This is a genomic window from Pseudomaricurvus sp. ABR4_320, assembly GCF_056159445.1.
The window spans coordinates 658085-679279 of the sequence record NZ_JBSWVF010000002.1; the positions used below are offsets into that span (position 1 = coordinate 658085).

18 protein-coding genes are annotated in these 21195 nt (G+C 51.9%); 11 read left to right on the plus strand and 7 right to left on the minus strand.

From position 1 onward, the window contains the following. Positions 1 to 205 precede the first annotated feature (205 nt). From ACXAFR_RS06030 to ACXAFR_RS06040, 3 genes are all read left to right on the plus strand, one after another. The gene (locus ACXAFR_RS06030) at positions 206 to 685 is read left to right on the plus strand and encodes a TspO/MBR family protein (protein ID WP_475173725.1); all 480 of its coding nucleotides are present in this window, start codon (positions 206 to 208) and stop codon (positions 683 to 685) included. A gap of 69 nt (positions 686 to 754) precedes the next feature. Continuing rightward, complete coding sequence (locus ACXAFR_RS06035) at positions 755 to 1027, plus strand: hypothetical protein (protein ID WP_475173727.1); 273 nt, start codon at positions 755 to 757, stop codon at positions 1025 to 1027. Between the two features lie 384 nt (positions 1028 to 1411). Further along, on the plus strand, positions 1412 to 2578 hold the full coding sequence (locus tag ACXAFR_RS06040) for an AI-2E family transporter (protein WP_475173729.1): 1167 nt from the start codon (positions 1412 to 1414) through the stop codon (positions 2576 to 2578). A gap of 26 nt (positions 2579 to 2604) precedes the next feature. Here ACXAFR_RS06040 and ACXAFR_RS06045 read toward each other — a convergent pair whose 3' ends face one another. Together ACXAFR_RS06045 and ACXAFR_RS06050 are read right to left on the minus strand one after the other, a co-directional pair. Beyond that, positions 2605 to 4287 (minus strand): FMN-binding glutamate synthase family protein, encoded by a 1683-nt coding sequence (locus tag ACXAFR_RS06045; RefSeq protein WP_475173731.1) that lies wholly within the window; start codon positions 4285 to 4287, stop codon positions 2605 to 2607. A 297-nt stretch (positions 4288 to 4584) separates the two neighbouring features. Further along, positions 4585 to 5148, minus strand: a complete 564-nt coding sequence (locus ACXAFR_RS06050; protein ID WP_475173733.1) for a superoxide dismutase family protein — start codon at positions 5146 to 5148, stop codon at positions 4585 to 4587. Positions 5149 to 5508: 360 nt separating this feature from the next. On the opposite strand from ACXAFR_RS06050, the gene ACXAFR_RS06055 reads away from it, so the two are divergent. Continuing rightward, entirely contained in the window at positions 5509 to 5928 is a 420-nt protein-coding gene (locus ACXAFR_RS06055; protein ID WP_475173736.1) for a DUF6210 family protein, read from the plus strand. A gap of 63 nt (positions 5929 to 5991) precedes the next feature. On the opposite strand, the gene ACXAFR_RS06060 is transcribed toward ACXAFR_RS06055, so the two are convergent. The 3 genes from ACXAFR_RS06060 to ACXAFR_RS06070 form a co-directional block, all read right to left on the minus strand. Then, entirely contained in the window at positions 5992 to 7029 is a 1038-nt protein-coding gene (locus ACXAFR_RS06060) for a lipid A deacylase LpxR family protein (RefSeq protein WP_475173738.1), read from the minus strand. Positions 7030 to 7099: 70 nt separating this feature from the next. Continuing rightward, positions 7100 to 8161: a zinc-binding metallopeptidase family protein gene (locus ACXAFR_RS06065; protein WP_475173740.1), complete on the minus strand. Its 1062-nt coding sequence runs from the start codon at positions 8159 to 8161 to the stop codon at positions 7100 to 7102. A gap of 48 nt (positions 8162 to 8209) precedes the next feature. After that, positions 8210 to 9718, minus strand: coding sequence for a succinylglutamate desuccinylase/aspartoacylase family protein (locus ACXAFR_RS06070; RefSeq protein ID WP_475173741.1), 1509 nt, complete (start codon positions 9716 to 9718; stop codon positions 8210 to 8212). A 261-nt stretch (positions 9719 to 9979) separates the two neighbouring features. Here ACXAFR_RS06070 and ACXAFR_RS06075 point away from each other — a divergent pair, with 261 nt between their 5' ends. From ACXAFR_RS06075 to ACXAFR_RS06085, 3 genes are all read left to right on the plus strand, one after another. After that, positions 9980 to 10537 carry an ATP-dependent zinc protease family protein gene (locus ACXAFR_RS06075; RefSeq protein WP_475173743.1) on the plus strand — a complete coding sequence of 186 codons (558 nt, stop codon included), beginning with the start codon at positions 9980 to 9982 and terminating at the stop codon, positions 10535 to 10537. A 69-nt stretch (positions 10538 to 10606) separates the two neighbouring features. After that, a complete protein-coding gene (locus tag ACXAFR_RS06080; RefSeq protein WP_475173745.1) occupies positions 10607 to 11365 on the plus strand; it encodes an SDR family NAD(P)-dependent oxidoreductase in 759 nt (252 codons plus the stop codon). A gap of 32 nt (positions 11366 to 11397) precedes the next feature. Then, a complete protein-coding gene (locus ACXAFR_RS06085; RefSeq protein ID WP_475173748.1) occupies positions 11398 to 12732 on the plus strand; it encodes a DASH family cryptochrome in 1335 nt (444 codons plus the stop codon). A 1-nt stretch (position 12733) separates the two neighbouring features. Here ACXAFR_RS06085 and ACXAFR_RS06090 read toward each other — a convergent pair whose 3' ends face one another. Beyond that, entirely contained in the window at positions 12734 to 15094 is a 2361-nt protein-coding gene (locus ACXAFR_RS06090; protein ID WP_475173751.1) for a bifunctional diguanylate cyclase/phosphodiesterase, read from the minus strand. Positions 15095 to 15570: 476 nt separating this feature from the next. On the opposite strand from ACXAFR_RS06090, the gene ACXAFR_RS06095 reads away from it, so the two are divergent. The 4 genes from ACXAFR_RS06095 (at position 15571) to ACXAFR_RS06110 (ending at position 20560) form a co-directional block, all read left to right on the plus strand. Then, a complete protein-coding gene (locus tag ACXAFR_RS06095) occupies positions 15571 to 15972 on the plus strand; it encodes an MAPEG family protein (RefSeq protein WP_475173754.1) in 402 nt (133 codons plus the stop codon). A 78-nt stretch (positions 15973 to 16050) separates the two neighbouring features. Next, entirely contained in the window at positions 16051 to 18849 is a 2799-nt protein-coding gene (locus ACXAFR_RS06100) for an AAA family ATPase (protein ID WP_475173757.1), read from the plus strand. Then, positions 18842 to 19645 carry a mechanosensitive ion channel family protein gene (locus ACXAFR_RS06105; protein WP_475173762.1) on the plus strand — a complete coding sequence of 268 codons (804 nt, stop codon included), beginning with the start codon at positions 18842 to 18844 and terminating at the stop codon, positions 19643 to 19645. Before ACXAFR_RS06100 ends, ACXAFR_RS06105 begins: the two co-directional genes overlap by 8 nt. Positions 19646 to 20053: 408 nt before the next feature. Continuing rightward, positions 20054 to 20560 (plus strand): hypothetical protein, encoded by a 507-nt coding sequence (locus tag ACXAFR_RS06110; RefSeq protein WP_475173765.1) that lies wholly within the window; start codon positions 20054 to 20056, stop codon positions 20558 to 20560. 7 nt (positions 20561 to 20567) lie between these two features. On the opposite strand, the gene ACXAFR_RS06115 is transcribed toward ACXAFR_RS06110, so the two are convergent. Then, the gene (locus ACXAFR_RS06115; RefSeq protein WP_475173768.1) at positions 20568 to 21191 is read right to left on the minus strand and encodes a chemotaxis protein CheB; all 624 of its coding nucleotides are present in this window, start codon (positions 21189 to 21191) and stop codon (positions 20568 to 20570) included. Between the last annotated feature and the right edge of the window lie 4 nt (positions 21192 to 21195).

Consider the following 21195-nt stretch of genomic DNA (forward strand, 5'->3'; position numbering starts at 1 on the left):
CCGGTTATCGATGGTGAAATAAATCCGCCAACCAATAAGTTGGTCGATAGAAGATTAGAATGCCACCTGTAGCAACGGTAAAGATCTTGCGTATATTGCGGATAATGAGTGCTTTTCGACACTTTGGCTGAGTGGTTCTGATAGACTCTAAAACACTTGTTCGATGTTTTAGGCTTTTATCATAAAAGTCATGGGAGTTGTTTTTTTGTATCAGGCTATTGGATTGCTGGCCTGGCTTGCGGTCAGTTTTCTTATTGCGGCATTGGGGGCGATGGCATCCGTCAGCGCGCCGGAGTTCTATGGTGAGCTGATTCAGCCATCCTGGGCTCCGGCTGCGTCAGTATTCGCCCCTGTATGGACTTTTCTTTTTGTGCTCATGGCAATCGCCGCATGGCGAGTTTGGCGTAAGTCCGGGTTTGCGGCGAATAAAGTCGCCTTAGCCCTCTATTTTGTTCAATTATTGTTCAATGCGCTCTGGAGCTGGTTGTTTTTTGAGTGGCACCGAGGCGACTTTGCCTTTCTCGATCTTATCGTCTTGTGGGGACTGATTTTACTGACAACTTATATTTTCGCCCGAGTTGATCGAATCGCGGCCTGGTTACTTTTACCGTATTTACTGTGGGTCACCTACGCCGGTTGTCTGAATTTTGCCTTGCTACAACTGAATTTTGCCACTTTGAGCTGACCTGGGGTGTTCTGCCTCCAGAAGCGTCGGTATTCTGACGCTTTCACGGTCATAACATTGGGGGTAGTCATGCAGTTGAGCGCTGCGGAAATTCGTCGGCACCGCCGTGCAATACGCTTGTTGCGTACTGTTGAAGTCTGCCTCGTGATCGTTATGGGCTGTCTGATTCTGCCGCTTTTCGGTGTCTCAGTCGATAGAATTTGGGTGCAGGCCCTGATATTCGCAGCTGGCGCCTGTTGGACCTTGTTGCTCTATTTGCCCCGGTCCGATTATGAAGCGCTGCTTGAAAAAGCCATTAGCAGTGAGCGAGTCAATATCGAGCGTTGCTCGCAAGCAGAATAACGGGCATTCGCATCGGTAGAGCTGCGGCTAAAAATCTATCAATCGACCTACCTGCCATCAACAAGTTAACGTCGTTCTTTCTTATCGTTGTTTCGGTTGTTACTTCTAACCTGCAGCGCATTCATGTCGCTCTTACTGGGATCGAGTTAGCCTGTTTTCCGGTGGAGAAAACACGATCCTGACGCCAAATTCCCTGGCTGCATCTGCCCAAGTGTCTTTTCCAGACATTTATCTGGCATAGTGCATGCGTAGCATTTAAAGACCTTTTCTGCGTTGATCCATTTTCTTGGAGATTTTAGTCGCGGTTGTTAATCCTGAATTCGTATTGTTAGCGTAAATTCTGCGTTCATTTTTCTGGCGGTGCCAGAGTTATAGGAGATTTTCGTGAAAGGAACCCAGCAAAACGGGATTGATGAAAAAAAGATTTTTCTTTGGGTTTTAATAGCGACCTCCGCTGCGTTTCTTTGGGTGCTTTTACCCTTTGCGGCACCGCTGCTCTGGGCGTGTATTCTCGCCGTACTGTTTCAACCGTTAAATGCCCGTTTATTGCGCCGATTTCCAGATCGCCGCAGCCTGGTGGCGCTCGGAACTCTGATGATCGCCATTGTGATGGTGGTGTTACCGGTGATATTGATTTTAACCTCAGTGGTTAATCAAGCAGCAGATCTGTTCAAAGCCTATGAAGCTGGCGATACCAATATTGATCGTTACGTCGACAAGGTCACTACCTCTATTCCTCTCATTCAACATCGTCTGGAATCCTGGAACGTCGATGTCGCGTCGCTGAAAGAACAGCTGCGTGATTTCGCGTCTACTGTTGCCAATTTTGCCACCAAGCAATCTCTGGCTATCGGGCAAAATACGCTGGCGTTTTTTCTCAACACGGGATTGATGCTCTACGTGTCTTACTTTCTACTGCGTGACGGTCCGCACATTGTGCATTGGATAAAAATTGCTTTCCCTCTGGAGGATGAGCGGGAAACCAAGTTGTTCCGCAAGTTTTCCGAGGTAATTCGTGCGACGGTCAAAGGCAATATGCTGGTGGGGGCCGCCCAGGGGACTCTTGGGGGCATCATGTTCTGGTTTTTGGATGTACAGCCGGCGGTTCTTTGGGCTGTGATGATGGCTCTGGCATCGCTGATTCCCGCCATCGGAGCGGCGATCATCTGGGGGCCAGTCGTGATTTATTTCTTCGCAGCCGGGGATTATACCAGTGCGATCATACTTGCGCTTTTTGGCGGACTGGTCATCAGCATGGTGGATAATCTGCTGCGCCCGATTTTGGTTGGCAGGGATACCAAGCTCCCCGATTACGTCGTTTTGTTGTCGACCTTAGGGGGTATTTCTCTCGCGGGCATCCACGGATTTGTGGTGGGGCCTCTGATCGCAGCGCTCTTTTTCACCCTCTGGACCATGTTTGTGCTTGAGTTCAATTCAGAAGCGGCACAGGAAATGTGCCTTGATAACGACAACCAGTGGCAGTTGCCTGAAGCAACCCGGGCGGATGTCTCAGAAGAGGCCCGTCAGCCTGCTGGCGCCGACGGGCGTTAACGATAATTCAGTCGTGGGGCGCTGAATTAATGGGTGTGTCTGGCAACGCCGCGACTGGTGGCGCGGGCAGTGACCAGATCAATTCGCGGTTTAAAGGTTTCTGGATCCGCTGCACGCCACCACTCGGCATAATGGGTTGAATCCGGGTCTTCCAGTAACGCGCCCTCGGGTAAGAATGGATAAACGCGATCGATCTCTTCGGCGTCCGTCGCTCCGAGACGGTGCATCAGATGGTGTGGCTGCAGGTCGTCTGGATGACAAATGCCCGCTGCAGCAACGATATCGACGAGAGCAGATATTGTTTTATCGTGAAATCTGGCAGCCCGTTCCGCTTGTACGTCTACCACCAGACCCCGTTGGCGGCCAGGGTCCTGTGTGGTGATACCGGTAGGGCAGTTGCCTATGTGGCAGCGCTGAGCCTGTATACAGCCGATGGAAAACATAAAAGCGCGTGCCGCGTTGCACCAATCAGCACCGATGGCGAGATTGCGGGCAAGGCTGGCGCCGGAAAAGACTTTACCGGCGGCGGCAATTTTAACTTTGTCTCTTAGTCCGCTGCCCACGAGGGCATTGCGAACCACAATGAGCCCGTCGGTGAGCGGCATGCCAACATGATCGGACAGCTCCAGGGGGGCCGCGCCAGTGCCGCCTTCTCCGCCGTCGACAACAATAAAATCCAGATAGATACCCGTTTTGCGCATGGCCTTCATCAGCGCAAGCACTTCGTGAATATGGCCGACGCACAGTTTGATACCGACGGGTTTGCCGCCGGACAGTTCACGCATTTTCGCGGCAAATTTCAACAGCTCTATCGGGGTTGAAAATGCCGAATGGGCGCGTGGAGAGACGCAGTCCTGGTAGGCTGGGACTTTGCGAACTCCAGCGATTTCTTCGGTAACCTTGGCTCCGGGAAGGACGCCTCCGTGACCAGGCTTGGCGCCCTGGCTGAGTTTAATTTCGGTCATTTTCACCTGAGGGCGGCTGGCTTCCTCGGCAAAAAGTGCCGGGTCAAATCGGCCTTGGCTGTCGCGGCAGCCAAAATATCCGGAACCGATTTCCCATACCAAGTCGCCACCATGCTTCAGGTGGTAGGGGCTGATGCCGCCTTCGCCCGTATCGTGGTAAAAATTACCTAACGCCGCGCCTTTGTTCAGCGCTTCTATGGCGGGTGCTGAAAGTGAACCAAAGCTCATTGCAGATACATTGAGTATCGAGCTGCTGTAAGGCTGCTGGCATTGGGGGCCACCAATATGAATACGTGGCGTTTCATCAACCTCGGCGGAGGGAACGATAGAATGTCTCAGCCATTCGTATTCGCCAGAATAGGTGTCCAATTCGGTCCCGAAAGGTACGGTATCTGTTTGTCCGCGAGCGCGTGCCTGTACCAGTTTGCGAGCTTCAAAACTAAAGGGCTTTCCCTCGAGGTCCCCTTCGACAATATAGGCTCGCAAATAGGGCCGCAGTTTGTAGGCGATCCAACGCGTGCGTGCCAGCAGCGGAAAGTTTCGGGTTATTGTATAGCGCTCTTGTCGTAGGTCGTATACAGCGATGGCGAAAAGAATGCTTGCCGGAACAAAGAGCAGTAGCCACCAGTTGCTTTGAAAGACAAGGAAAAAACTCAAAATTGCCAGTAGTCCAACGATAGCCAGTACGGCATTTCGCTTGGCAATGTCCAACAGTACTGCCGGCGGCAGCTTACCCAATTCCATTCTGTTCAGTCTCCATATTTATCACAGGCTATAGTGTGGCCGACGTCGAGTGGCCTTTTTTATCGGAGTAGTATTGTAAGGTGTTATGACCGCTGTGCGAGAAGTCTTCGTCAACAGCCGCCTATCGACGGGACATATTGTTCAAGCGATAGGGCGACTTTTTAATCGGGTTGGCAATACTGTAAGCGCCGGGTGAAAACGAGGTGAAATGCAGATTTAACGGGAGGAAAAATGCGCATTTCGACGTCACTTGTGCGCAGCGATTACAACATGGTTATAGTTTAGCTGGCCTAGGTCTCAGCGAGTGGGAAATACGCCACAGGCGATTATAGGACCACTACCACCCAAGGGGAGCGGCTGATCTGAATAGTTATCACCATAGGCGTGGATCACTAATGCTTTGCCGTAGAGGTCATCCATGCTTAAGCGCATCGCGGAAACCTCAATGTTCGCCGTTCCATCAACCTCGACATACAGCGTCGGCAAGCTGCCGAGATAGCCATTGCCAACGGGACCCTCGTGTTTACCGGTTCTATGAGGGTCATAGGGCCCCCCGGCAGCACCCGCGGCCACGATCTTACCGTCTTTTTCTGCGGGTTCACAGTTACCATTGCTGTAAAGGTGAAACCCATGAGATCCGGTTTCTAAGTCAGCTAATGTGGGATTAAAGGCAACGCCTCCGGTGATTGACGGTGTCGCTATAACCTCGCCGATTTTTTCCTCGATACCTTCTGGGCTGACCTTGTAGACAGGAGCGGTAAGAGATTCTTCCGCCATCAATGGAAGGCTGCTGACCATGCCGAGGGTTGCCAGTGTCCCGGCCATCAGTGTTCGGGTTATTGAAAGATGAAAAGGTGCCATTAACTTCTCCTGATGGGCAATTCCATAAAAGACACCCGCAAAGACCACGGGTTCCTATCTTCAGTTTCAGGTGGCGTGGTTTGTTCCGCGAGTTTTGCAATCTTAATACGACAGACGTATTCGGTGTGGATTGGTCTCCCATCTTATACGCCCAATAATTACGGATTATGTTTGATGCATCACCAATTAATGTCTTGAATTGATTGGCTTGGGCGTAAGGTATCGTGTTACCTTCAATGGGACTTCTTCATGATCTATCGCAGAGCACGGCATGTGACATAAATGATGCCCTGTGCTGTTTCTTTATATTTGGCTTTTAATCTATGGGTGGCTTTGGGTGTCACTGTCCTGGAGGTGACGATGAAGTCCGTATGTTTGTTAAATCTTGAGCAAGTTGCTGTTCTTGTGCCTATGGCAACCGGCGTGTCATTTTGGAATCAGACGGATGCTCCGGGGATGTCGCGTCAGGATATGGAAGGAATTCTGGTCCCCGTTACAAACGACGCGGTTGAGCAGAGTCAATTGCTGTCACCTCGATTGCGTGCGTTATTTACTGAGGCTGGTCAGGTGTCTTCGCGTAATGCAGATGAGATTGACCGACTGCTTCTTGAAATATCGAGCACCGATAATCTTCGTATTGATCGTCAACGACTCTCCGACAGTCGCATTTGCTGGGTTTGGATACATGTTCAGCCTCAAGGTGATTTCAGTCAATTTGAAGGGTTTGAGCCTTTTTATGGCGTGCTCACCTGGCCGTACAAATTCACCGGTTTTTCATGATAAACCGGTGAATGCCCGCGTCTCTGAAAATTGACAGTCTGCTGTTGTTTGGCTGTCTGTTGCTCAGTACAAATAGGTCACTGAAAGAGAGCCAAAACGCGTAGGTTGCTGTTGATTTTCAAATTGATCCGATCCCTGCTGGTATGAAAATGACCAGCCGAGATGGCCGTGATTAAAGGCAACGCCCGCGGCCAGCATCGCTTGCTCGTGGATCAGATCTACGGACGGGCTGTTGCGAAAGGTGTTGCCGTTGAGTGTAATGTCATTCGCAACCCAAGAGCCGCTGACCGCAATATAGCACTGCCAGCTATCCTCAAACTGAGGCGCCAGCTTATTTACCGAACGAGTGGGCACTGTCGACAAAGCTGCCCAGGTTGCGTCCAAATGGGTGCCGACTCGCACGGCTAACAGAGAGGTTGCTGCACTGAGCAAATTGCCTGCGGTTACACCCGCGCCGACACTGGAATCAATATCGAGATTGCCAATATGTCCATCAGCGAGGTGCAATAGGCGCTCGGCACTGAGCGCGAAGACGGGCTCATTGTGCAATTGATGATCCCACCCTTGAGGATCTTCCGAACCGGTCACGCGGTGAATCAACTCCTGAGACTCTTCCGCGAAGGACGCTGGCCCTACCATTCCCGCCGTGACTCGTAACCGATCTGAAGTTGTTTCATCATAGCTGGCGAAAACACCTGACCAAAGCAGCAAGCCCGCGTAGGGGCGATCTGTGGCATCGGGCTCATCGAGGCTGATATCGGCGGGTGTGTAGATGGTTTGTCCGAGAAAATAGCCAGCTGCCTTCGCGTGTTGCGGTTTATTGAGAAACGTTTTGTCCAGCAGTCGGGCGCTCCAGTCTGGCAGCGAACTGTCGAAGTTGTCGATATTCCTGTGTCCCCAGCTCACGCCGATACCGTTTGTGTAGCCGGCGTCTTCATTGGCAAAAATATCGTTTTCCCAGGCCATTTCGATCCAGCCATTGGTATTGTCGTCGCGATCAGGCGCGTAAGCTACGCAGGGAAGGCTGATGGATGTCATGACAAGCATAGCGGCTAATGCGGTGCTGGGACGTAAAATAGAATTTGATCGTTTTTCGTTCATGGGTACATCTTGTTCAAGTGGTAAAACGGCGACATCCTTGGTTATGTCGCCGCTCTCAGAGGTGTGTCTACTAACGGGGGTGACGCAGCAGATTGTGAATAAAGCGCAGTTTGGTTCTGACCGGGTCTGGTAAGACGAAGGGATAAAGATCTGGCTGACCCATGCTGCGATTGAGACTGTTTACCGCAAAGGTTAATGGCAGATATCGGTTGACGATGTCATCAAACTCGCTATGAGTGTAGGGATCAATATCCGCATTCATTGACAGTGTACTGCTATCCCCTGAGCTGGGCTGCAGGCTCATGCCAAAGGCGTAGGCGGTTTCCAGTGTGTCCACCATGTGAAAGTAGTGGGCCCAGGTTTCCGCCCAATCTTCCCATGGGTGAGAGGAGGCATAAGTACTGATGAAGTGTTGATTCCAGTCCGCGGGCGGCCCCTGCTCATAGTGGCGTTGCAAAGCATCCTGATAACTTTCTCGCTCATCGCCAAAAAGAGCGCGGTAATCGTTGGTCAGGTCGCTGTGGGGGGCGACCAGCCTATCCCAGTAGTAATGTCCGACTTCGTGGCGGAAGTGACCAATAAGCGTGCGGTAGGGTTCACCCATATTTTCGCGCATTTGCTCTCGCTCAACGGGATCCGCCTCAGCAGCATTGATCGTTATTTGCCCTTCCGCGTGGCCTGTCATGACTTCGGCATCTTCAGGGACGGGAGCGTCTTCCGATACAAAGTCAAAGGCCAGCCCTTCGTCAGGCGCGTCCGTTTTACTTTGAATGGGCAAGCCTAACCTCAGCAGGCTGTAAACCAGACGGTGTTTTGCAAATTCCAGTTCGCGCCAGGATTCCTGTTGAGTGCCGCTGGATAAATCCGGGATATATCGATTCAGTTCGCAGGCGCTGCAGAGGTCGCCTGGGTTCTGCACCAACCAGTTACAAACCCCGTGTTCGTGGTTTGCGCAGTAGTAGTGGTGTTTATCTTCAGGATCGCCTAGTGCCAGCCAGGCGTCACCTGAGGGTTGGAGTGCGGAGAGCTGGTTGGTGTCGGGCAAATAGCCCAGTGCAGAGCCGCATTGTTCGCAGTGGGTATTTTCGAAAAACAACGTGTTGTTGCAGTTTTGGCAAGTAAACGTTTGCATGTGCGTTCGCATTCCCTAATGGTTGTGGGCAGGGTGCGGGCGCGCAGGTCACTCTTCGGCTTCAGACTCTTTGTCCTGCTCGTCAGCACGTTCCTGATCATTGGGAAGAGACGCATTGGCGATGGGGGCTTCACGAGATGTTGCCGTTGAAGCCGTGTCGACGATGGGTGCAGCTGGCGTCGATTCTTGTAAATTTGACGAAGACTGACTGCCATTTTGTAAATCCTGGACGGTTTTGTTGTCCGAGTCTGGCGCTGTATTGTCGTCTTTTGCCGGCGTCTTGTTATCGCGGTTTTGATTGAGCTTTGCCGCGCCTTCACTGAGGGCTGTTGCGTCGACACCCACGTGATAAATTGCATAGCCAGGCAGTACAACCTGGTTCAAAGCCATGCCAATGATCTTTCCCGAAAACTCGGCTAGCACTATGCGTTCCATGTTCGTGATGGGGTCTGTAATCCTCCCTAACTTGTCGCCTTTTTTAACTTTATCGCCAGGTTTTCGATTGCTGATAAACATGCCGCCAGTTTCCGCTCGCAGCCAACGGGATTCCATATAAACCGGTTGTGGATGACTCCAGAAAAAGGGTTTTTCAACCATTTTCATGTTGGTCAATAGTGTGTTGACGTGTTTGACGCCAGCATCGATAACATCTTCCTGGATGCGTAAAGCTTCACCCGCTTCCAACGTAACGGCGGGAATTCCTGCGCGCGCGGCTTCCCGGCGCAGGGTGCCGTTAGCGCCGCTCCCGTGGAGAACGACAATTTCTCCGAATTGGCCGGCGAAGGCTTTGATTGCCGGGTTTTTCAAGTCGGCTCTAAGCTGCGGAACATTGGTCCGATGAAAAGAGCCTGTGTGCAGGTCGACCAACGCGTCGCAGGAGCCAATTATTTCGTGAAACAGGGAGTAAGCGATTCGCGAGGCAGAGCTGCCTCTGGCCGTTCCTGGAAAGTAGCGATTTAGGTCTCGCCGATCTGGGAGATACCGGGAACTGCGTCGAAAGCCCATTTGATTGACGATAGGAACTCCGACAACAGTGCCGGTGAGTTTACGGGGATCAATGGTGTGAAAAACCCGTCGAATGGTTTCAACACTGTTGATTTCGTCTCCGTGGATGGCGCCGGTTAGACAGAGAACCGGTCCATGATAGATGCCGTTGGCGACCAGGACCGGGGTCGGCATGGGAATCCCTTCGAACATATCCTGCGGGGACCACTGCAACGTTTTCCGAGTTCCGGGGCTGACAATATCCTTGAGCAGTGGAAAGGGTACCTGCGGCTGATGTTTGGCTACCGCTTCAACGCCGAGTTGGGCTGGCGAGCGTGGCTTGGCTGGTGCCGCGGGTGCTTCTTGCGCACGAGCCGGTGTCTCGCTAGCGGGCGCTTCTGCAGCCGTTTCAGAGGTTTCAGAATTCGGGATGCTGCTGTTGTTGTCGGTCGCCAGTTCATCGTCGATGGTTTCATTGGCTTGTGTTGGCGAGACGCTAAATAAGGCAAGCAGGCACAGGCGTAGCAGCGATTTGGATAGCCTGGCGTATCGGGGATACACACAAGCAGGCATACGGAGAGGGCGCTTTGGCAGGCGTAGGATCAAAATTGGTTTCACCCGGTTGTTGCGTTTGACGACGTCAGACGACGAAAAATTGGCGTTATGGCGCTTTAACTATGATAGCAGTTATGAGTTTCGGCAATCCCGACAGACAAGAGGTTCCATAATTATGCAAAGCCAAGTCCATTTTGAAGCTAACCTGTCGACGACGGTTGACCTTATTGCCGACTCCGCCTAGTTTAGCGCCACGATTGCGAAACGGTTGGATGACCTATGGTGTCAAAGATAACGTCATTTAAAGGTGTGTTTGGGGCTCTGTGCCTCGTGTTAGCTGCTGGCGTGAGTGCGGATGACAGCGAAGCAAAACACGCCAAATTGATTTTGGGGTGGTTGCAGAGTGTTGCTCTGGTTCCTCAAGAATCCAAGGAAACCGCACAACGTTTGACGGCGAAGCTGGATTCTGGGGCGAAAAGCAGTGCCATGCATGCTCTGGATATCGAGTTTGTTGGAGAAGGGGACGACGCCCGTGTAACCTTTTCTGTGCCTGTGGAGGATGAGCGTGACGGAAAGACCTCCACCACCATGCTGCACTATGATTTGCCCCTGGTGAGAGAATCCAAAGTGAAGCGACATGATCGCGAAAAGCTGGATGTTCGCCCGGTCGTGAATATGAAGTTCTGTATGGATGGCAAGGTTTACGCCGCGGATTTTAGTCTCGATAACCGTGAAAAATTCAACTATCCGATTCTGCTGGGAAGGCGGTTTCTGGCGGATGTCGCCGTTGTTGATCCCGCGGAAACGTTTGTGGCTGGGTGGGATTGCCCAGAGTAAACCCATTATTCGTTGCCTCAACCTACTATGAGGGCGACCGCTGATACCCGCTGCTGCGTATAGCTCTGCATGAACGATACTCTAACGAAGCATTTTGACGAGCACCCATTAAAGCATCCGCCAGCCCATGCGGTGATTGTCGGTGCCTCGGGGGCTGTTGGTCAGGCGCTGGCCCGTCAGTGTCTGGTTTGGGGGGCGAAGGTCACAGCATTATGCCGTTCAGGGAAGTGTGAGATCGCAGGCGCCAGACAGCTTTCTCTGGATCTCACCGACGAGTCATCTATTCGGGCCGCAGCTTCAGCTGTCGCGGAAGACGACGAGCCTGATCTTGTCATTGTTGCCACTGGATTGTTGCACGATGGTGATCAGCAGCCTGAAAAGAGCTTACAACAGCTCGATGCCGAGAAATTAGCGCGAAGTTTTGCCATCAACAGTATCGGACCGGCGTTGGTAGCGAAGCATTTTTTGCCGCTGTTACCTCGACAAAATCGCGGAGTCTTTGCGGCATTATCTGCACGTGTTGGCAGCATAGGAGATAACCGCCTGGGCGGTTGGTATGGGTATCGCTGCAGTAAAGCTGCGCTGAACATGTTATTAAAAACCACTGCCTTGGAAATGCAACGCTCGCATCGCCAGGCGTTGGTGGTGGGGCTGCATCCCGGAACTGTCGACAGCAACCTGTCGCGCCCCTTTCAGGGCAAGGTGCCGCCAGAAAAACTGTTTACGGCGGACTTTTCTGCCGCGCGTCTGCTGCAGGTTCTCGATGGACTAACGCCCCAGGATTCCGGGCAAGTCTTTGCGTGGGATGGACGGGTCGTCCCCTGGTAATTTGTGCCTGCGACATGTGAGAGGTATCGATATTGGCCAAACGATCGACGCTCTACTGTTTTACCCGTGATCTACGCTTGCGGGATAATCCTGCTTTGCAGGAGGCAATGAAAGGCGCGGGCAATACGCTCTTTTTCTATTGCGTCGATCCCGCCTGGTTCAAGCCCAATCGTTACGGGCTCAAATCCATCGGTGAGCGGCGCTGGGTTTTTTTGCTGCAATCCCTAGCGAGCCTCGATGCCAATCTAAAAGCTCTGGGTCAAAAACTTCACGTTTGGCAGGGACATCCTGCACTGGTCATACGGGAGCTGCTGAGGGTCACTGGGGCCGAGCGGCTGGGGTTCTGTCAGCTCGCAGGTTATTATGAAACGCAGCTGTGGCAGCAATTGCGGGAAGAATTCCCGTCCGTAGAATTTACGGAGGGACATGGGACTCGGTTGTTGCGCAAAGATCAACTGCCCTTCGATTGTGGTTCTTTTCCAGCCACGTTTAGTCAATTCCGCAAACTTGTTGAACCTATGCCCAAACCACCGGCACTTCAGCAACTGGTCGGTTTGCCATCACCGTTACCTCTCTCGCAGTTCTCTTTTTCAGAGTTGACGCTCCCCGGATTTCGATTTGGAGACGCTGAACAGGACATTGTCGGCGGAGAGCAGGCGGGGTATGCCCATTTACATCAATATTTCAATCGCGACGCGGCCAGTCGCTACTTTGAAACGCGTAACAGTCTTGACGATCCACAAGCGTCGACGGGGTTCTCGCCTTGGCTGTCAGCAGGTTGTCTGTCGCCCTGGGATATTCTGCGCCGGTTACACGCTTACGAGGCGGAGCATGGTGCCAATAAGTCAACCTATTGGATTCAGTTTGAGCTTTTGTGGCGGGAGTATTTTCAGTGGTATGCGGATCAATTCGGCAGCAAACTGTTTCAAGTGCAGGGGATTCACGGACAGCCGCCACTGACGAGTTACTATCCGACACGGTTTCGCCAGTGGCAGCAGGGGACGACCCCGTTTCCTCTGGTCAACGCCTGTATGAATCAGCTTCGTGAAACTGGCGGGTTGTCGAACCGTGGTCGTCAAATTGCCGCCTCTTGTCTGGTTAATGAACTGGACATGGATTGGCGTTATGGCGCCGCGTGGTTTGAAGAGTGCTTAATTGACTATGATGTTGCCAGCAATTGGGGCAACTGGCAGTATCTTGCCGGCGTGGGATGTGACCCGCGAGGAAAGCGTCGGTTTAATCTCGAAAAGCAGCGCGAAGATTACGACCCAGGCGGAGATTATGTGCGTCGCTGGTCTGGTAATGAGCAGCTGACGCCTTTGCATTCCGTCGGAATCAATGACTGGCCGTTGGAGCCCGATAAGTAGATTACGCGGGAAGCGAGGTTGAATCGTCTCTCTCGCCATTGAGAAAGGCACGAAAATTATTCGCAGGCATGGGGCGATTGAAAAAGAATCCCTGAACCTGCGCGCAGTTGCTACGGCGTAGGAATTCCAGCTGCTCTTCGGTTTCTACGCCTTCGGCCACCACTGGAATACCGAGACGATTACCCATCACAATAATAGCTTCGGCGAAGGCGCGTCGGCTCGGATTAATGGCCAGATCTTTGATAAACGAGCGATCGATTTTAACCATGTCCACAGGCAGAGATTCCAGTGAACTTAAGGATGAATAGGCGACCCCGACATTATCGATGGTGATGTTTACGCCGAGAGCTTTTAACGGCTCCAAAACAGCTCGAACGCCGTCGATGTCTTGAGCAAAAATTCTTTCGGTAATTTCAAAGGTCAGATAATTGGCTGGAATCTTTGTGGTTTCAAGGGTTTCTTTGACGTCTTTGATAAAGTGATCGTCTCGGAATTGGATGGGCGACAGGTTGATTGCGACAGGAATCATGGGCAGTCCCTCGTCGTGCCATTGCATGACCTGGTGGCAGGCTTCCCGCAAAACCCACTTGCCGATGGGAATGATGAGTCCAGATTCTTCGGCAATACTTATAAATTTGCCGGGTTCGACCAATCCCAACTCTTCATGATTCCAGCGCAGCAATGCTTCAACACCAATGACTTCTTTGCCATCGGAAGCCAGGTTGCCTTGATAATAGAGTTCAAATTCATCGTGTATCAATGCGTGACGGAGGCCTGCTTCTAAGGCGATGCGCTCGAAAGATTGGCGATGGACTTCCTCTGAATACAGTTGGAAATTGTTTTTGCCGGATTCTTTGGCGATATACATGGCGGCGTCGGCGCGTTTGGTGAGTTCGTCTTCATCCGTACCATGGTCGGGAAAAGTACAGATGCCAATACTGGCGGTCACCCAGCCGCGACGCCCGTACATGGTGTAATGTTCCGCGACCTGTTCCAATACGCGTTTGGCGACCGATTCTGCACGTGGGTTGCTGCTTTGGTCATCGGCATCGTGTGTTTCTAACACCAAAATGACAAATTCGTCGCCGCCGAGGCGGGCAACCACATCACTTTCTCGAACGCAGCTCAACAGGCGGCGGGCAACTTCCTTAAGCAGCAAATCTCCGCAGTCGTGGCCGAGGGTATCGTTGACTGTTTTAAACCCGTCGAGATCAATAAACAACAGAGAAAACTTGCGATTGTAACGATTGGATTCCTGAATATGGTGTTGCACCATTTTGCTGAACATGGCCCGGTTGGGCAGCTGTGTCAGCGGGTCGTGTAACGCCAAAAACTCGATTTCACGGGTACGGTCTTGCAGCTGTTGTTCCAGGCCGTCGAAGACTCTTCGAATTGACAGGGTAAACATGGCAACGGCCGAGACTACTGTAAGTAAAATGACAGATACGTTGATAATCAATTTACGCTTGGTGGACGCTGCCATTTCGGTGATGTCTTTGGCCGTGACGAACAGTCCGGAGACTTTACGGCTGGCGTCTTCAAAGTTGCTGTGCCCAAGCGCATACTCACCAAAATCGCCGCCGACAAAATGGGTGTCAGCGTTGTGGTTTTCGGCATCGGCAAGCTGAGGAGCTAGAGCTCGTATTAAATGCTCATCGGTGGCGTAGATCACTTGATGGTCGTCAATAATGAATGCTGGCTGACCCAAAGCGTCCGTGGGCAGTGCGCCGCGCGTCAGCACAAACGCCAGTTCATCGCCGGTAATGTATTTTACTTGTTCGATTAACGGTTGCAGTTCTTTGGCTGCCTCGATATAGCCGATGAGTTTCGTACCTTGAATTACTGGCAAGACACAGCGAAGTGAGTAAAAGTTAACACCCAATTCGACCCCGCAATCGATCTGTCGAGTGGCAGCGGCATTTTTGAAGGTCTGACGGGTGATGGTGTCACCGTATTGTTCCCGGCGGTGGGCGCGATAGATCACCTGGCCGTCGGTATCAATAAAATAGAGGTGGGATATATCGTATTCCGTTTTCAGAACAACAAAGAAATCTCTCACATGTTTGTGCAGGCCTTCGCGGTCGCGCTCGGTCAGCAGAGATAGAATGACTTTATCTTGAGTCAATCCCCAGAGCAGGCGGGTAAGGCTATCCTCTTCCTCATTAATTTCTTGACGTAGCAGGCGAGTATTGACGGTATGGGCGTCATCGGTCTCTATGCGCAATTGCGCCATGGAGTCGCGGTAGAGCACGAGACTGGTAATGACTCCGGTCGCCAATACGATAATGAGCAAAGCGAGCTCGGAGCGCCTGGCCAGCATTTCGCGAATTCTCGCGCCAGTCGTCAGTAAAGGGGCAGACATTCAATCGCCTTGGCGTTCAATATTCCGTCGTTATGAGTGTCAGTGGTTGATGCTCTTATCCCAGGGCGTAAACCGACAATAATTTGTCACTCGATGGTGGTCGTATTCGATTCTTGAGCAGGCTTACCAACTGCGCACTTAGAGTCATTTTTAACGACATTACACTAAGAAAGATTAGTACGCCTTGAGCGTAAAACAAGCGGCAAAATGCGACCAAAAACTCTATTTTTGTCAGCGACTTGAACAACTTCTTGAAAACATTGAGACAGGGGTCACAGGAAGGTTATAGACGACAGTGAAAAAGACAGTACACGGGTGAATGTTGGGCAGCTCAATACCAGTGGCAGGGTAATCCCGCGCCGGCACGAAGCCGTAACTGTTAGAGCCTGTTAACGCGCGTACAACATTGGACATGGTTGCGTGCGAATAAGCCGGTGCAATTTTTTGAGTTCACTGACCAAGATAAGAGGATTTTCATGACAATCGCGGTGATTTGTTTGTTGGTGGCGGGGTTACAACCGCTGTTTTGGGTCTTGTTGGCGAAAATTGGTGGCAGTATGGGCGGCGAATCCTTCGACAATAACAACCCCAGGATCATGTTGGAGCAGTATCGCGGCTGGCCCCAACGAGCCTACTGGGCTCAGAATAATGCGCTAGAGGCATTTCCGCTGTTCTCAGTGGCGGTCTTGGCTTGTATGATAACCGGCGTTTCGGCGGAGTTAGTGAATTTTTACGCACTCGTTTGGATTGCGCTAAGATTTTTGTACGGCGCCCTGTACATTTTTGACCGAGCTACGCTGCGGAGTCTGGTTTGGTCACTTGGCCTTTTGGTTGTGATTCGGTTGTTTGTCGCTGCAGCTCAGTTTGCCGCGGGTTGAAACTGGCTTGTGAATGATTTTCGGCTCCCCTAATCCTCTACACTGAACTCGACACCCTGTCTGGAAAATTTGCTTCCGATGATTGCACGTTCGTTTCTTCGCTGGGTGTCCATGCTTGCGCTGGTCCTCCTGAATTCACCGCTGTTTGCCGCGGAGTCGGTCATCTGTCGCGACGAGCAGACGCTACTGAATTCACTGCAGCGAGACGTTATGCAGTTGCGCACTCGTCAGGAGGCCATGAGCGCCCTGTCGACCGGCACCTTGGGAGCCAGTGTCCAGCTTGAAGACATTTTCGGTCGCAGTGTCAGCGAGGGAGGGGAGTCAGCCACAGCCTGGCCTGCGAAGCTCTCTTGCGGTCAATTGCAGGAAAGTTATGAGGTATTGCTGAACGAGCGCAATTGGTTGCTGCGAAACCTGGATGCACAACAGAAAGCGCTTTGGTCCGGGCAGCCGGCGTCGTTTCGAGTCGCTCTGCGCCAATTGTGGCTATCACGGCAGCGCCTACAGGGACAATACGATCAATTCCAGGCCTCGGTCGATGGTGAGGAAAACAGCGACATAGCAGCCGTCAGCCTTGCCATTACCGATCTGCAAACCCAGATTAAACACCATCGACTGGCACTCTTGCACTTGCTGCCAACCCTGCACAAGGCGGACGAATCATCGATTCGCTCGCTGTTAATCTTGTGGGATCGCCTCTATGCACAGTCCGCCGATGGGGCCGTGCTTTCCGATGACGCCCTTGCTGCCCTGGGCGATTCAGCATCCACCGCAGTGGATTTTTTCAGATTCGCTCAGAATGACTTGTTGCAACAGCGGGTCGTGCTTGGTCACCTCCGCGCCTGGTTGTGGCAGTTCCATCGCGATCAATTACTGTCGCTGACATTGGTAAACAAAGGGTGGGTAGGACTGCTGCAAGATGAGGCCGAGGCCGTTGCCGGCAGTGTGACTCGGGTTCTCGATGACATCTCGTCTGAGTATCGTGATGAAAATGCAGGTCGAGAGCGGACCCACTGGATTCTGTGGCAAAGCGTGAAGTATGTCTTCGGTCTCGCTCTGTTTGTGCTTCTGGCATTGCTGTCCCGGTCCCTTGCCAAACCTTTGGCACTTGTGCAGAGGTTGTTATCAAAACGCTTCGGCCGCAATTCCTGGGGCAATCAGCTGTTGCGGTTACTTGCAGGCTTGCTGCATCTGTTGCCCTGGATTCTCGGCTGGATCGGGCTGTCAGTACTGCACGATGTTTTCGTCTATCTGGAGTTGCCGCTGCTGGTGCCCCTGTTGCCTTTGGCAAGGTTGTATATTCTCTACGGACTACTGGTGGTCGCCGGTCAGTGGTTGCTGTTGAGAGTTTCCCAGCAAGCTGGCGTTTACATCAATCAGGAGCAGACACGACAGGTAGAAACCACAGCCAGGCGTTCGGCTCGCTGGTTAATGTGGCCCTGGTTTGTCCACGATCTTCTTAAAATGAGCCTTGGCGCTTCGTTTGCGGTCGACGTGGTTTACTGGTTGAGTCTTGCGGCATCTTACCTTGCGTTGAGCGTGCTATTGAGTGTTCGGCGGCAAGATGTGCGTGCGGCGCTACTGTCGATACTGCCACCGCTGTTGGATCCTTGGGTAGATCGAATTCTAGGTGGCAGGCGCCATCCCTGGTTAGTGCCGCTCTGCACGCCAATTTTATTAGTGGCCTTTGCGGTTACGTTTGTCGACCGCGCACTGGCAGATTTTGACTGGTACCGTAAGTTGACGGCGCGTGGATTTCGTCTGCGAGCAAATCAGGCTGTGGAAGATACCAGTGAGCCCAGTAGTCCTACCCTTGAGGCGGCCTATACCCGATTCTTTCTGGCACAGAGTGATGATCACGCTCTGCCGTTTATCGATACAGGCCTGTTGGCTGAGCTGGAATTGAGGGTGGGGGCCTGGTTGGGCGATCAATCAGAAGAAAATACTTTGTTGTTGACTGGCGAACGAGGCATGGGGAAATCCACGGCGGTCGGACGTCTTGAGCGAAAGTTTCAAGCGCAGCCAGATGCGCCGAGGATTTTACATATCAAAGTTCCGGCGAAGACTCTTGATGCCGAGAGCCTTTATCACTTACTGAGTGACCCCCTGGGAATTGATGTCAGTCAGGGGCCGGCTCAATTGGTAAAAATGGACGCTGAGCTGCCGCCCACCATCATTCTACTGGACAATGCTCACAACCTCTTTCTGCGCAGAGTCGGTGGTCTAGTTGCCTGGCAAGCTTTGTTATCCCTGACCAACGCACGCCTGGAAAACATTTTCTGGTTGATCAGTTTAAATAGCCAAAGCTGGGCATATCTGAACAATGTTTATCGACGCGAATTTCGCTTCCGGCAGATTCTGCGGGCGCGTCCCTGGACGCAGCAGGAAGTTCGCAGCCTGATCATGTCGCGCAATCAGCAGGCGGGTTTTAAAATTCGATACGACGATGTGCTGCTCGCCACCCGAGGGCCTGAGGCTGGCAGTATTCGTAATGCGGAACAACGCTATTTCAGTCTGCTGTGGGATGCCTGTGGTGGCAACCCATCGCTGGCGCTACGACTTTGGATTTCTTCGTTGCGTCCGGGACGGGGGCAACTGATGGTGGGTTTACCGCAAGAGACCAGTTCAGTAGTGTTGGAACAGCTTGGAACAGAGGCGCATTTCGTGTACGCGGCTATCGCCATGCATGACAATATGACCAGCGACGAACTGGAAGAAACCACGGCACTGTCTGACAGCGTGGTTCGCTCCGCCCTAAAGATTGGTTTTGACACAGGTTTTATGGAGCGGGTTGAAGATGGTCGTTATCAGATCACGCCGCTGTGGTTCCATACCATAATTCGATTGCTGGCCCGGAAGAATCTTCTCAATGAATGACGATACGCTAATGAACGAGCTGTCCGTATTTGCGGAGATGCTGAACACCAGCGCCATTCTCCTGTTACTGCTAGGGATCGTCGCAATTTGGGCTGCGAATTGGGGAATTCGTCAGATGGGGGAGAGCTTGATGCGGCGCTTTCCATCGCGTCGATTTCAGGTGCTTCAGTTCACCACGTTGATGAACTTTATTCTGTATATTTTCGGCACAGCAATTTTAATTATCGGGGTTTTGCGTCCGCCCAAAGAATTTATGATCGCCATTGGCGGGTCATTGGCAGTGGCCGTTGGCTTTGCGTTAAAAGACGTGGCTGCATCGATTTTGTCGGGCATGTTACTGTTGTTTGATCGGCCGTTTCAGGTTGGCGACAGAGTCAGCTTCAACGGCATTTATGGCGAAATTATTTCAATCAGTTTGCGGTCTGTGCGCCTGCAGACGTTAGATGACAATCTTGTCACAATTCCCAATGCTCGATTTATGACCGATGTCGTGGCATCTGGCAACACTGGCGCCATGGACATGATGGTGGTGACAGATTTTCATTTGGCGCTGGATGCAGATATTGCAACGGCGCAAGATTTAATACGCCAAGTTATTGTCACCAGCCGTTTTGCCTATTTGAAAAAGCCGGTGACCTTTGCTGTTGAGGAGGTTGCAATTGCGGAACGGTTGGCAATTCGCCTGCGCGCGAAGGCCTATGTTTTTGATGTTTATTATGAGAAAGCCTTCCAGAGTGATATCACCTTGCGCGGAAATACCCTGTTACGGGAACGAAGTATTGCGCGCCCTCAGTAGTGATCCTCGTTATAAGTATTGGTTATCGAGCAAATTACTTATAAGTATTCGATTATGAGCCACTGACATAAATTTACAGAAAATCACCACTCGATGGGGTATGTTGGCGCTAGTGATCGCGACTGCCACATACGTCTCCTCGAATTGATATTTATCAATTCTATGGGACTGGAAGTAAAAGTTTGTTCGGCAGCCGGAACTTTTTTTACATCATTGAATCCTAATCGTCATACAGTAACTTCGTGATAGCTGCGAATAACGATGACTATTGATGACTGTATAAATTATTTTTTGAGTTCACCGAGTTGGTGATGCCCGAGCCATTGGCCCGGATCTGGACTGACGTTTGTCAGGTTCGCGCAGAGTCAAGGGAACTGTCTTCAGGATTAAAGTGAATTAGTAGGTATCGTGAGCGACCAGAAAAACAACCGCACAACCCGTAAATTCTACGGTATTTCCCGCATTGATGACGTCATTCACCGCACCCACGCCTGGCGGGTGTGTCTACGGCGGCAGGGGCGTACGTTCGTTAAGAACTTTCCCGACAAAAGCTGCGGAGGTAAGCGAAAGGCGTTGACCCAAGCGACAAAATACCGGGATGACCTGATTCGTCAGTACCCCCCGACGACGCGACAGCAGATGGCTGCGAAATTGCGCTCCCACAATCGTACAGGTATCAATGGCGTCTATCGATATAAGAAGTCTTTCTATTTGAAAGACGGAACGCGTGTCGACAATTGGTATTGGGAAGCCAGCTGGCCGACGATCCCCGGCAAAAATGAAAAAATTGCGTTTTCCGTCAAGAAATATGGGGAAAGAGCCGCAAAAGCCATGGCGATCGAAGCCCGCAAGATTGGGATCAAAGATCTCGATGGCGTTTTTTGGGCGTCTGAAAGGGGTAAGCTTGAGGCGTAAGCTTAGCCTATCCCCCGGCGCTGCGTAACAAGGGGTGCTTGTCGTAAATGGCGTCGAGCACCTCTGCGAGACTGGAAACCCGGTAGATGCCATCGGGGTGGTCCCGATCAATTGCTGCCTGAGGCATTGAACTAAAGCGAGCGTCTGCTGGATCCTGAACGATCACCAACCCACCTTGATCATGCACTTCTTCCAGAGCCCTAACACCATCATCAAGCATTCCAGACAGGATCACGACGGTAAGCCCATCGCGATAGCTGGTTGCCGCTGAATCAAAAGCGACATTGATGTCGGGTAGAAAGCGCTGGGGCTCACTCGGCTTATGTAAGTGTAAGCGTCCTCTCTCCACAATCACATGATGCCCCGGACGACAGACATAAATCTTGCCCGGCTCAATGGCCATGCCGTCTTCTATTGGAATGACAGGAAGATGGGAATGGGGGGACAGGACTCTCGCCAACAACGACTCTCGATTGCGTTCAAGATGCATCACAAAGACGATTGGTGTTGTGAAGTCTGGCGCCAGTTGTTGGAGCAGTTGGATAAAGGCTTCAATACCCCCGGCGGACGCGCCGATCAAAATAAGATCTTCAGAAACATTAAGCAGTCTGTCAGATACACTTTCCGACATGTTA

Bases quoted from the DNA above. Each gene is read 5' to 3' on its own strand.
- ACXAFR_RS06035 (WP_475173727.1), top strand. From the start codon at position 755: ATGCAGTTGAGCGCTGCGGAAATTCGTCGGCACCGCCGTGCAATACGC.
- ACXAFR_RS06045 (WP_475173731.1), bottom strand. From the start codon at position 4,287: ATGGAATTGGGTAAGCTGCCGCCGGCAGTACTGTTGGACATTGCCAAG.
- ACXAFR_RS06050 (WP_475173733.1), bottom strand. From the start codon at position 5,148: ATGGCACCTTTTCATCTTTCAATAACCCGAACACTGATGGCCGGGACA.
- ACXAFR_RS06055 (WP_475173736.1), top strand. From the start codon at position 5,509: ATGAAGTCCGTATGTTTGTTAAATCTTGAGCAAGTTGCTGTTCTTGTG.
- ACXAFR_RS06060 (WP_475173738.1), bottom strand. From the start codon at position 7,029: ATGAACGAAAAACGATCAAATTCTATTTTACGTCCCAGCACCGCATTA.
- ACXAFR_RS06065 (WP_475173740.1), bottom strand. From the start codon at position 8,161: ATGCAAACGTTTACTTGCCAAAACTGCAACAACACGTTGTTTTTCGAA.
- ACXAFR_RS06070 (WP_475173741.1), bottom strand. From the start codon at position 9,718: ATGCCTGCTTGTGTGTATCCCCGATACGCCAGGCTATCCAAATCGCTG.
- ACXAFR_RS06075 (WP_475173743.1), top strand. From the start codon at position 9,980: ATGGTGTCAAAGATAACGTCATTTAAAGGTGTGTTTGGGGCTCTGTGC.
- ACXAFR_RS06080 (WP_475173745.1), top strand. From the start codon at position 10,607: ATGAACGATACTCTAACGAAGCATTTTGACGAGCACCCATTAAAGCAT.
- ACXAFR_RS06090 (WP_475173751.1), bottom strand. From the start codon at position 15,094: ATGTCTGCCCCTTTACTGACGACTGGCGCGAGAATTCGCGAAATGCTG.
- ACXAFR_RS06095 (WP_475173754.1), top strand. From the start codon at position 15,571: ATGACAATCGCGGTGATTTGTTTGTTGGTGGCGGGGTTACAACCGCTG.
- ACXAFR_RS06100 (WP_475173757.1), top strand. From the start codon at position 16,051: ATGATTGCACGTTCGTTTCTTCGCTGGGTGTCCATGCTTGCGCTGGTC.
- ACXAFR_RS06105 (WP_475173762.1), top strand. From the start codon at position 18,842: ATGAATGACGATACGCTAATGAACGAGCTGTCCGTATTTGCGGAGATG.
- ACXAFR_RS06115 (WP_475173768.1), bottom strand. From the start codon at position 21,191: ATGTCGGAAAGTGTATCTGACAGACTGCTTAATGTTTCTGAAGATCTT.